A 12,286-nucleotide genomic window follows, 5' to 3' on the forward strand; every position below is an offset into this window, starting at 1 on the left:
TATTGCTGTTTGCTATTTATTATAACGAATAGAAATAATATTGTTGTCGCATATAACCACTATAACACGATTATATATTTATATAACGAATAATTGAAAATTCATAATGAATGTTTAGCGCGATTCTAATTCATATATTTTAAGATACTGCCTATAGGTGAAAAAAGCCAACCTATAAGGTTGGCTTAATAGAAGAAAATAATCCCTTTACTAAGAAAAAGAGAGTGTTGATTCTGTCAGAAATTGTTACTTTTTATCTTTCTCAACCCATTTTCCATCAACATAAAACACGCTCCAACCTGTCGCCTTGCCATTTTTCTCCGAAGAAGCATATTGCTGTTTAGTTTTACGGCTAAAACGGATAACTGTTTTATTGCCTTCGGCATCTGCCACAGGAGCATCAGCCAAGTAACGTAATTTCTCCGGCAGACGCTCTTTAAAACGCGCTAGCTCTTCTACCAACGGCGCTCTGGTTTCTCTAGATTTAGGGAAGGTATTCGCTGCTAAAAATACGCCAGCAGCGCCATCGCGTAATACAAAATAGGCATCAGATTTTTCACAAGGAAGCTCTGGTAACGGAACCGGGTCCTCTTTTGGCGGCGCTACTTCCCCACTACGCAAGATCTTACGCGTATTTTTACAAGTTTCATCAGTACAGCCCATGTACTTACCGAAACGACCCATTTTCAGGTGCATTTCAGCGCCGCATTTATCACATTCGATAACAGGACCGTCATATCCCTTAATGCGAAATTCGCCCTCTTCCACTTCATAACTATCACAAGCAGGGTTATTACCGCAAACATGTAATTTACGTTGGTTATCAATGAGGTAGCTGTCCATCGCCGTACCACATTTTTTACAGCGACGACGAGCTCGCAACGCGTTTGTTTCCGCCTCATCCCCTTCCAAGATATTAAGAATTTCATTCTCAGGGATAAGGTTTATCGTCTGCTTACAACGCTCTTTAGGTGACAACGCATAGCCAGAACAACCCAGGAAAACGCCAGTAGTTGCCGTTCGAATGCCCATAGAGCGCTGACATGTCGGGCACTCAATAGAGGTAATAACCATCGGATTGGGCCGCATGCCACCCTCTTCCGGCTCTTTATTGGCGACGTCTAGCTGTTCACTAAAATCAGTGAAAAACTCATCCAGAACCCCTTTCCATTCGGCTTTATTACTTGCAACCTGATCAAGCTGATCTTCCATTCGCGCAGTAAAATCATAACTCATCAGCTCGTTGAAATTCTCTTCCAGACGATCAGTCACAATCTCTCCCATTTTCTCTGAGTAGAAACGGCGACTCTCTACGCGAACATAACCACGCTCCTGAATTGTGGAGATAATGGAAGCATAAGTAGATGGGCGACCAATACTGCGTTTCTCCAGCTCTTTAACCAGAGATGCCTCACTATAACGCGCCGGTGGCTTAGTGAAGTGTTGGCTTGGGAGCAGTTGTTGCAAATCAAGTTCTGTACCAATTTCAACAACTGGCAACGTGCGGTCTTCGTCACCTTTGCGCAATACAGGCATCACTTTTGTCCAGCCATCAAAACGCAATGTACGACCTTTGGCCCGCAACTCAAAATCACCCGCTTGTACAGTCAGTGTTGTGGAATCGTATTTCGCCGGTGTCATCTGACAAGCCACAAACTGACGCCAGATCAACTGATACAGCTTCTGTGCGTCCGCATCCATATCTTTCAGTTGTTCTGCCATGATATCAACACTGGAAGGACGAATCGCTTCATGCGCTTCCTGTGAATTCTCTTTACTGCTGTAAGTATTGGCGGTTTTTGGCAGGTATTTATCGCCAAAATTATCACCGATATAACCACGAACCATATCCAACGCATCCTGACTCAGGTTAGTTGAATCAGTACGCATATAAGTAATATAGCCGGCCTCATACAAACGCTGAGCCATCATCATGGTCTTTTTAACGCCAAACCCTAAACGCGTGCTGGCAGCTTGTTGCAACGTAGAGGTGATAAACGGCGCGCCTGGTTTACTGGATGTCGGACGATCTTCACGATCAATCACTTTGTAACGGGCTTTTTCCAGTAAAGAGACGGCAGCTTGAGTTTGCTCACTGTTAACCGGCTTAAACGGTTTACCCTGCTGATGGGTCACTTCCATATGCAGTGAAATTTCGCCTTTCGCCAGCAAATCAGCATGTAATTGCCAATATTCCACCGGTACAAACGCTTTAATTTCACGTTCTCTCTCTACCACAAGGCGTACCGCCACCGATTGCACCCGACCGGCAGATAGCCCTCTGGCGACCTTTTTCCACAGTAGCGGAGAAACCATATAACCCACAACTCGATCCATAAAACGGCGAGCTTGTTGCGCATTTATCCGGTGAATATTTAATTCACCCGGATTATCAAATGCCTGTTTAATGGCATTTTTAGTGATTTCATTAAAAACAACCCGGCTAAAACGATCGCCATCACCACCAATCACTTCCCGCAAGTGCCATGCAATGGCTTCTCCCTCGCGGTCAAGATCCGTTGCGAGATAAACATGATCAACTTTTTCAGCCAGCGATTTTAGCTCTGCCACGACCTTCTCTTTGCCCGGCAAAATCTGATAATTCGCTTCCCAACCACGGTATGGATCAACCCCCATACGGTTGACTAATGCAGCTTTCTCATCTTTTTTAACCTTCTTCTTAGACTTATCGGTAGATGAGCTCGAACTCTTTTGGCTGGCTGAGCCACTGGTCGGCAAATCACGGATATGACCAACGCTGGATTTCACCACGTAGTCACTCCCCAAATATTTGTTGATTGTTTTGGCCTTTGCCGGGGACTCCACTATTACAAGAGCTTTACCCATAGTTATCTTTACCTAATTATCTTTTCAGATGGTGGAATTCACTGCGCCATATCACGGTATTTAAAACCTCTTTTTATATTGCGATAGATTCTCAATATATCAACTTATTTTTATTCAGTTGATTTCCCCAAACTCGAAACATATTGAATTATCTAAGGTATTTTAGATACCGCCCATGAGCTATGCAAATGAATGAAGTAATCACCGTAAACAAAATCTTCCATCTGCATGATGAAAAGTTCACACTCTACCTGATAAAAAATGATGCGCAACAAATTATTTTTGATAAGAACAGGAAAAGATAAAACCGAACAACACCGATTAAAGGTGAACAATGATTAAAAAAAACCAGCCATATCATCCGTCAACATGAAGATTTTATTCATGGCATGTATATAAGTAGCGTAGAACAAAAAGGAAATGTATTAGTATTGATGGTGAATCTTTTCTAAGCGGAAATGGTTTACCTATAGGTAAAAGTACTACTATTTTCAATATGTTCAAACATCTGAAGCATATCCTACCGAAACAATATTATCTCGAAAATTAATAACAAAAACTTATTGAGCAATGAATAGGCAGATATATGAAAACGATATAAAAATATATCTGCCGGGTATATAAAATACCGCTGATGACAAACTACAGGTATTAATTACATTTCTAAGGTGAGATCAGAGAAAAAACCCGCCATCAAACGATTAAACAGCTCTGGAGATTCCCAGAATGGCCCATGTCCCAAGTGGAGCAAGTTATACACTTGATCAGTCCAGAGATTTTTGTAGGTTATTCCGTTAATATAATCAATATTAACAAATAAATCTTCTGCACCATTAACGATAGCAAGTGGTGTTGGGTTTGTTTCAACCAATAACCGTTGATCCATAACGTCCGGTGAAACCGACGCTTCAGACATATATTGCCGAGCCAAACCATCGGTCCGCGCTACTGCGGCTCTTAGAAATGGCTCACAAAGTGCGTCTTTTCCATACAACGCCAGGGTATAATCTGTAATCTCTTCTTCTGTCAGCAAAGCCTTACCAGATATTGCCATAAACCGGCTTGGTTTAAATCCAAGCCTGACATTCTCAGCACCTGGGCTAACTGGCGGCGTACCACAAATCATTAGCCCAACAATCCCAGAGAATCGCGAGATCAGCTCCAAACCGATATGCCCCCCCAGTGACCATCCGAAAACAGCAACTTTATCGATGCCTAATTTTTCCAGTACTTCGATGATGCAAAGAGCATAGCCGGATATCGAATAGGTCCGGCGAGGGTCCTCTGCGTTTGATGAAGCACCATGTCCTGGTAAATCAATCGCTAAAATCCGGTATTCGTCGCCAAAACAGTTAATTTGGTGGCGAAAAACTTCTTTACAACTTGAATTACCGTGTATAAGGAGGACCGGTAATCCATCACCTCCCGTATCAGCAACAGAGATGACAGCATGACTGGTATGAATATCGTATTGTGAAATAGCCATAATACTTTATTTCCTTATGAATATTATTGTAAGTTGCCATTCTTCGGGGATTTGCATAGTGCGTTTAAAGACGCCAATAGCGCTGTGCAAAAGTGACTTGTACTTGTTTGAAGATCAGCCCGGCAGAACAGATAAACGCAAAGCCAGAGTATCAACTATTGGTGTAGAAAAGCCTGCGGCTCCTCACAAGCAGGAAGGGGGATGTAAAGCAAATTATGTAATACCTGTAATATTTTAACAGGGCCAAAATAGCGGGTTTTTCAGGGGAATAACATCATGATAATAAGCGTCACGCTGTACAATTGCACATTACAATTAAGCAATATATCAAGGCGCCCCTGAATGTCGAAACAGAACGCCTTGGGATACGCCAAGATAATTGATTTAAAATAGCGGAATTTTAATTAAAGCAGAGGCTTCTCCCCTCTTTGCCACCAACGCAATAACAGTTTATCAATACTTTCCATTGCACTGCCGGTGAAACGCTCTACCATGCGTTTACGACGTGTATAACTCACGCTAATAACTTCACAATTATCTATTTGAGCAATCAACAGATCATCGCTGACGCCAATTTCGTCAATCAATCCCTTCTCTTTCGCTTGTGAGCCGTACCAGTATTCACCTGTCGCCACACTTTCCACGTCAAGTGATGGGCGATGTGTATGAATAAATGCTTTGAATAGTTCGTGAGTCTGATTCAGATCTTCCTGAAATTTTTTCCGGCCCTGTTCTGTATTTTCTCCCAACACAGTCAGTGTACGTTTATATTCACCAGCCGTATGAAGTTCCACATCGATATCATTTTTCTTCAATAGCTTATGAATGTTCGGAATCTGAGCGACCACGCCAATAGAACCAATAATGGCAAAAGGTGCGGCAACCACACGATCAGCAACACAGGCCATCATATAGCCCCCACTGGCAGCAACTTTATCTACGACAATAGTCAAGCGAATGCCTTTCTGACGCAAACGGACAAGCTGAGAGGCTGCCAGCCCATAGCCATGCACCATTCCTCCAGGGCTTTCCAAGCGTAACAACACTTCATCTTTTGCATCTGCCACGGCCAGAATTGCGCTAATCTCTTCACGTAATGAATCAACTTCATGAGCATCCATACTCCCTTTAAAATCCAGCACATAAAGGCAAGGTTTCTGTAATCCTTTATGACCGGCTTTAGCGTCACTCTTCTTCTGTTTGGATTCGAGTTTTTGTTGTTTATTAAACTCTTTCTGCCAGATTTTCCCCTCCGCCTCTGTCATGCGCGCCCGCTGCATTTGACGCTGCTTATCCCGATATGATTCACCGAGATCGGTGAGTTTCAATTCTCCTTTTAGCGAGGATTTCCGCATTCCTATTCCGATACCGAATATTGCCAGAGCAATAACCGCCAACACCAGCGTAACTACTTTGGCTAAAAACAACCCGTAAAGAGATAAGTACTCCACAAAATCCACCTTTTGTTTCTTAGATTATGAATTTACAATAAATGTATTTAATTTTTTCATTTAAAAACAATATATTATAATTAACTCGCATTCAATAAACACGAATATGTACAAATAAAAACGCCCAGTATATCGGTCTCTGTAGCCAATTCTACACCATTAGATCGAGAAATGGGGAACCAATTCAAAAATGAGGGATTAAATTGCAGAATCACAAAAAACCCGGAGTTTCAACCAAGCACTATGATCGCTACGACTACCTGAAAGAGAAACAGGAAATTATCGAACAGCAGGAAAAGAGACCGTTATCGCTATAAATGATGCAATGGTTCGCTCCCTTGCCGCCGCGATGCATCTTGAAATCCATAGGGTATAAATATTATGGACATAAAAACCACCAGTATTAACTGATGGCTATTAGTGTATTTCAATACAACTTTATATTGAGGTCATAAATAATTCAGGTTGTATTTAACTAAACAAAATCATTACATAGTTCTTGTAATTTATTAATAACACGCCCCACATGGAAACCGTCACAAGCAGCATGATGCACCTGAATTGCCAAAGGCAACCGAGTTTGATTTCCATCTTGGTAAAATTTTCCCATTGTAAATATGGGTGGAAAATAATCCGTAAAATTCGCGACGTTCAAGTTAAATTCATCAAAACTTACCCACGGCACTGACGATATGTGAAAGTGATTTTCAGGTAGTTCTGGTTTAGAAAAAAAGCAAAGATCATCTTTATAGGTTTCATAATCAGCAGAATAGTTTTTCATAAATTCTTCCAGATCGGAATTGAATTCAGTCCAAATCGCTGAGAATGTTTCGGTTTCCTTGTGAAAGATTGTATACGCAGGGTTTACATCATCCCATACAATTAATTCTTCATCTTTTATAGCCATTCTAAACTCAGAGTAAGAGTTCACAACTTTTGATATTAAATAAATCATGGTTGGATAGAATTTATATCGTTTTTCTACCAACGAAGATAACAAATGGGTAATATCAATCTTTGTTGTCAGACTAAATCCGCATTGCACGACATTACGATAATGCAAGAAATGCTCTTTCCTATCCCAGCGATCTATCTCAATCTTTGAGTAATTCATATTTTCCCCTTCTAATGTAAAATTTAACAAATTGATTAAATTAGAAGGGCTGCTTTTTCCGTTTGTATTGGACTCATAATCACTCCGGTATGAAATTGGATTAAATACTCACTCTCTGACGAAGAAAAATTATATATTAGCCAGAAGCAAATAACTACCAACACAGCATTATCTTTAATAAATCAGACAACAAAAGACTCCACGCCATAAAAACTTACACAAACCTCTATCAACCCGCCATATTTTCCGTTTATACCCTATGGATTTCAAGTTGCATCGCGGCGGCCAGGGAGTGAATCCCCGGGAGCATAGCAAACTATGTGACCGGGGTGAGCGAGTGCAGCCAACAAAGAGGCAGCTTGAAAGATGACGGGTATATCTCCTGAGCAATCAACCTTGGCAAATTTGACTCAATATATAACTTTCTGTTTTGATAGCCCGAACGGCCTCCGACGGTAACAAATCGCGCCGTCAACAATAGGAAATCTTCAAATGTTACATTACCAACCAAAACATGACCTCCTACAACAACGTATTATTCTGGTGACAGGCGCTGGAGAGGGTATTGGCCGTGAAGCGGCTTTGACTTACGCCCGTTATGGCGCACAAGTGATCTTACTTGGCAGAACAACACACAAACTGGAAGCTGTCCAAAAAGAGATTGAACAAGCAGGTGGCGCACCTGCAACTGTTTACACAATGGATCTGCTTACCGTCACAGCCGAAGAGTGCCAGACATTCGCTGACAATTTAGCGCAACATTATCCGCGTCTGGATGGCGTATTGCATAATGCCGGTTTACTGGGAGCTGTCGCGCCGATGGCGGAGCAACCCGTCCAATTATGGCATGACGTTATGCAAGTCAACGTCAATGCGACCTTTATGTTAACTCAAGCTTTGCTGCCGCTATTATTGACGTCGCCTGACGGATCACTCATCTTTACCAGTTCGAGCGTTGGCCGCGAAGGTCGCAGTGGCTGGGGTGCTTATTCTGCCTCTAAATTTGCAACCGAAGGCATGATGCAAGTTTTAGCCGAAGAATATAAACACGCTTCTCTACGCGTTAACTGTATTAATCCCGGCGGCACTCGCACAAATATGCGTGCCCGCGCATTCCCTAACGAAAATTCTGCTAAACTGAAAACACCGGCAGATATTATGCCACTGTATCTTTATCTTATGGGCAGAGATAGTCTGCATAAAACAGGCATCAGTTTTGATGCACAACCCGGACGCAAAGCAGGACCAGCCGAATAATGACAATCAATGACAACCAACATCAGAAAAGGCAACAACGTCTAAAAGAAAAAGTGGATTCCCGTATTGAAGCCGCCCAATTAGAACGGGGTATCCTCATCGTTTTTACCGGCAATGGCAAAGGCAAAACCACCGCTGCATTTGGCACAGTGACCCGTGCGATAGGTCATGGATTTCGCGCCGGTGTGATCCAGTTTATCAAGGGCAAATGGGAGAATGGCGAGAAAAATCTGCTAGAACAACATGGGGTGAATTTCCATGTTATGGCGACAGGTTTTACCTGGGAAACTCAAAGCCGGGAAACCGATACTGTAGCCTGCCATCAAGTATGGCGCCATGCGTTAGAGATGTTATCTGATCCCGATTTGGATCTGGTCGTATTGGATGAACTGACTTATATGGTGAGTTATGGCTATCTTCCTCTGGAAGAAGTTATTACTGCGCTTAACCACCGACCGGAGCACCAATCTGTTATTATCACCGGCCGCGGTTGTCATCGTGAATTATTGGAAATGGCAGATACCGTCACAGAGATGCGTCCGGTAAAACATGCCTTTGACGCCGGTATTAAGGCACAAAAAGGGATCGACTGGTAAAAAGGTCCCGCTATGACACGAGACCCAGAAAACTTAACGGCCTTTTGGTACGGTTGTTCGCCCCGCATTCTGGCGCGAACTGCCCTGACGTTTTCCTGCCGATGGACGTGATGTTACCTGAGCATGGCGTTTAACTGCCCGGCGGATTTGGTTAGCTTTAAGCCGGCGTTGATCAGGCCCTACTGCTACTTTGGAAATCGTCTCAGCATTCAAATCCACTAATTGGCGTAAATAGTTAGTCTGCTCCAGACCCAGTTCTGTCCATCCCCCGCGTGGTAAGCCTTTTGGCAAGCCAATATCCCCATAACGCACACGAATAAGACGGCTCACCTGTACGCCAACTGCTTCCCAAAGACGACGAACTTCACGGTTACGCCCTTCTGTCAACGTGACGTTATACCACTGATTCATCCCCTCACCGCCTTTAAACGCGATAGTGCGGAATGAAGCGGGACCATCTTCCAGTTGAATCCCCTTAGCCAATTGCTTCAATTTAGCATCATCAACTTCACCAAAGACACGGACTGCATATTCGCGTTCAACTTCACGGCTTGGATGCATCAAACGATTAGCCAGTTCACCATCCGTGGTAAATAGCAACAAACCACAGGTATTCACATCCAGACGCCCAACCGCTATCCAGCGGGAACCTAGCAATTTAGGCAGACGATCAAAAACCGTTGGCCGCCCTTCTGGATCATGACGAGTACAAAGTTCACCTTCTGGTTTGTAATAAGCCAGAACACGGCAAACCGCTTTTTGAGATTCTTTGATACTTAATATCCGGCCATCAAGGCGAATTTTTGTGGCGGGCTGAACTTCAAGGCGATCACCTAAAGTCGCAATCTTACCGTCAACACTGACGCGCCCTTGTTGAATATAACCTTCTATTTCGCGGCGGGAACCGTGACCGGAACGCGCGAGAATTTTCTGTAACTTTTCAGATTTCTGTGTTTTACCGCTCATTGAGCAACCTCTATTGTCGCCTTCACAGGCGTCGTGTTATATATCAATCAATACGTTATGGTGGAATTCAATCATAACAAACTGATTTTAATACATTTGATAGCATAGGATGTCAAAAAATACATCATAATCCTAACTCCGTGGTGGCGCATTCTACACGAATTTTAAAGTCAATGATGCTAATAAATGTACCTATTTATCACTCAACACCGAATTTGGTCAGAAAAACACAGAAATATTACTGTACCAACCGGACCAAAACATAACTACAATCATAGAATCCACTCACTGTTTCAATTATCAAATAATTGATAAAATATAATTTTCTAATAACATAAAAGTGGCCATAAATTATAAATTTAAGACCACCATTTCATTAAGCTTTATTTAAATTGCCATTAATACCAAGTACTAATATTAAATTAGTGAATTACAAGTCAACCTTGGCAGAACCAATATCTTATTCACTCTTGAATTGGAGATGGATTTGCAATACTTTTCAGTGAATCAGGGATGGTTTCACTGAGATACATATCGCTGATTTTTGGTAAATTCTTAACATAAAGATCATATGGCATCCAGAATGATTTCCCTTCAAATCGGCTATTCTGGAATATCTCATTTTGCACGTCTTCTGGAATATTTTTCCATTCAGCAGAGTCAGGAGAATATGGACCTTTGTATTTAACGACATTCCACGGATTATGCAGTCGTACTAACTTAATATCATTCCATTGTTGAGCATCTAATATTAAATAAGCATGACCTGATACCAAATCCGTAGACGAACCCGTTCCTTGATAAGTCACATGATGTTTTACTTTGAAGATATCGATAAATTTCTCATCCCAAATACGATCCTGATTATCCTGATTAATACCGGTATTTGCTGTCGATTCTATACCAAAATAGATTTCATTACCGCCGCCTAAATTCTCATAGCTTCCATGCAATTTCGCAAATGCTTTTTCAATTAGGTAATACCAAAATTCATTCTTATCTTCCATAGCAGAGAAACTAACGCGAGGCAGATCATCGTCAATCAGTAAATAACCAATTTTCGATTGATTGATGATTCTAACGGAATAAACGCCCGTTGAATTATAAACTGGCGGATAAATGGAAGAGAATAACACATTATGCCCTTCTGGATGGGACGCAATTGCTCCAATGGTGCTAACAAAGCCGCAATTGCCAAGATAAAGCTGCCCCATATCGATCATCTCTACCCCTTTAATAAACATGCTAGGGGATTCAATAAAATCTTTAATACGACTATGCTTATCAACTCCTCCACTTTGCCATTGTTCAGGAGAATATGAATCATCCAATAAATAACCATTCTTCTCTGATAATGCTTTAATTAAGGCTAATACCGGATCTTTTGCATATAAAGTGATTCCATTAAAGTCAAAAGGTTCACAGGTCGCCAGAATATCATTTAATTCGCTTAATTTTATCGCTTTATCAGGATCTCCGATCAATGCTTCTTGCACTGATTTTTCAGCATATGCGTCACGCCCACATGCGCTTAAATCCCTATCTGGTGATTTTGGCCAGGAGTGAACATTATTGACATCAACTGGTTGATCGGAGAAATTAACAACTGACATTTTCAATATCCCTTGATTTTATAATGGATGGATAACCTTACGCTGTTATTTATATTAAATAACCAGCCAAAAGGTTTTATACCTAATAATATGATTAAATAATTAGCAAATATACTTACCTTAGGTGCGGTAAATATTTCCTTATCACGTTATTAAAATCAACTTAATTATTAAATAGATGATAATTTTATTTTATTGAATCAGTATCAATAATTCGAAATAACAATAACCATTTCGATTCCATTAAAAAATCAAAAATATAAAGCCTGCGTATAATACACAGGCTCTATATAGATTCTGAAAATAATTACTGCGTAGCTTATAAGAATGGCGTGATATTGCCAGCCCCTTCCCGTATTACAACCGGTGTATCCTCAGTTAAATCAATTACGGTTGTAGGCTGTTGCCCTAAATAACCCCCATGAATAATCAGATCAACCAACTTTCCCAAATTATCTTTAATTTCTTCAGGATCAGATTCAGCAAAATCATTGCCCGGCAAAATTAGGCTAGTGGACATCAATGGTTCACCCACTTGTTCAAGCAGCGCCAAAGCAATTGGATTAGATGGAACACGTAACCCGATGGTTTTCCGCTTATCATTCATCAAACGACGAGGAACTTCTTTCGTCGCACGCAAAATAAACGTGTAATTACCCGGCGTATTATTCTTAATCAGACGAAAAGCTGAATTATCGACATAAGCATAGGTCGATATTTCTGACAAATCCCGGCACATTAAGGTGAAATTATGATGACTATCTAACTGACGGATACGACATATCCGAGTCATCGAATCTTTATCTTCCAGATGGCAACCAATCGCATAACCGGAATCTGTTGGATAAACAACCACTCCACCCTTTTTAAGCACATCCACACTTTGCCCTATTAAACGCGGCTGCGGATTATCAGGATGAATATAAAAAAACTGGCTCATAAATTACCTCTTAATT

General features: G+C 41.4%; 11 protein-coding genes and 1 pseudogene. 5 read left to right on the forward strand and 7 right to left on the reverse strand.

Annotation, left to right across the window (positions count from 1 at the left end; genetic code table 11):
• Positions 1–246: 246 nt before the first annotated feature.
• Entirely contained in the window at positions 247–2,847 is a 2,601-nt protein-coding gene (gene topA, locus EAE93_RS04210; protein ID WP_214039147.1) for a type I DNA topoisomerase, read from the reverse strand.
• A gap of 350 nt (positions 2,848–3,197) precedes the next feature.
• Between topA and EAE93_RS04215 the strand changes: the two are divergent.
• Positions 3,198–3,397, forward strand: a pseudogene (locus EAE93_RS04215) (DUF2498 family protein); the annotation flags it as partial.
• 105 nt (positions 3,398–3,502) lie between these two features.
• Here the strand turns inward: EAE93_RS04215 and EAE93_RS04220 are convergent.
• The gene (locus EAE93_RS04220; protein ID WP_036805756.1) at positions 3,503–4,333 is read right to left on the reverse strand and encodes an alpha/beta fold hydrolase; all 831 of its coding nucleotides are present in this window, start codon (positions 4,331–4,333) and stop codon (positions 3,503–3,505) included.
• Between the two features lie 58 nt (positions 4,334–4,391).
• On the opposite strand from EAE93_RS04220, the gene EAE93_RS04225 reads away from it, so the two are divergent.
• Positions 4,392–4,571 (forward strand): hypothetical protein, encoded by a 180-nt coding sequence (locus EAE93_RS04225; protein ID WP_146110568.1) that lies wholly within the window; start codon positions 4,392–4,394, stop codon positions 4,569–4,571.
• Positions 4,572–4,737: 166 nt separating this feature from the next.
• On the opposite strand, the gene sohB is transcribed toward EAE93_RS04225, so the two are convergent.
• A complete protein-coding gene (sohB, locus tag EAE93_RS04230) occupies positions 4,738–5,784 on the reverse strand; it encodes a protease SohB (protein ID WP_110087114.1) in 1,047 nt (348 codons plus the stop codon).
• A gap of 203 nt (positions 5,785–5,987) precedes the next feature.
• Between sohB and EAE93_RS04235 the strand changes: the two genes are divergently transcribed.
• A complete protein-coding gene (locus EAE93_RS04235; protein WP_235319350.1) occupies positions 5,988–6,101 on the forward strand; it encodes an integrase in 114 nt (37 codons plus the stop codon).
• 158 nt (positions 6,102–6,259) lie between these two features.
• Here the strand turns inward: EAE93_RS04235 and catA are convergent, their stop codons facing one another.
• Positions 6,260–6,898 carry a type A chloramphenicol O-acetyltransferase gene (gene catA, locus EAE93_RS04240; protein WP_214039148.1) on the reverse strand — a complete coding sequence of 213 codons (639 nt, stop codon included), beginning with the start codon at positions 6,896–6,898 and terminating at the stop codon, positions 6,260–6,262.
• A gap of 492 nt (positions 6,899–7,390) precedes the next feature.
• Here catA and EAE93_RS04245 point away from each other — a divergent pair, with 492 nt between their 5' ends.
• Both EAE93_RS04245 and cobO read left to right on the forward strand, forming a co-directional pair.
• A complete protein-coding gene (locus EAE93_RS04245) occupies positions 7,391–8,155 on the forward strand; it encodes a YciK family oxidoreductase (RefSeq protein WP_110090757.1) in 765 nt (254 codons plus the stop codon).
• Positions 8,155–8,751, forward strand: coding sequence for a cob(I)yrinic acid a,c-diamide adenosyltransferase (gene cobO / locus EAE93_RS04250; RefSeq protein ID WP_250150870.1), 597 nt, complete (start codon positions 8,155–8,157; stop codon positions 8,749–8,751). The genes EAE93_RS04245 and cobO overlap by 1 nt, the downstream gene beginning before the upstream one ends.
• A gap of 33 nt (positions 8,752–8,784) precedes the next feature.
• On the opposite strand, the gene rluB is transcribed toward cobO, so the two are convergent.
• From rluB to EAE93_RS04265, 3 genes are all read right to left on the reverse strand, one after another.
• Complete coding sequence (rluB, locus tag EAE93_RS04255; protein WP_214039149.1) at positions 8,785–9,717, reverse strand: 23S rRNA pseudouridine(2605) synthase RluB; 933 nt, start codon at positions 9,715–9,717, stop codon at positions 8,785–8,787.
• A 464-nt stretch (positions 9,718–10,181) separates the two neighbouring features.
• Positions 10,182–11,330 carry a C2 family cysteine protease gene (locus EAE93_RS04260; RefSeq protein ID WP_250150871.1) on the reverse strand — a complete coding sequence of 383 codons (1,149 nt, stop codon included), beginning with the start codon at positions 11,328–11,330 and terminating at the stop codon, positions 10,182–10,184.
• A gap of 319 nt (positions 11,331–11,649) precedes the next feature.
• Positions 11,650–12,270, reverse strand: coding sequence for an L-threonylcarbamoyladenylate synthase (locus EAE93_RS04265; RefSeq protein WP_036805745.1), 621 nt, complete (start codon positions 12,268–12,270; stop codon positions 11,650–11,652).
• Positions 12,271–12,286 lie beyond the last annotated feature (16 nt).

The sequence above is a fragment of the Photorhabdus akhurstii genome, from assembly GCF_018448925.1.
Lineage (GTDB): Bacteria > Pseudomonadota > Gammaproteobacteria > Enterobacterales > Enterobacteriaceae > Photorhabdus > Photorhabdus akhurstii.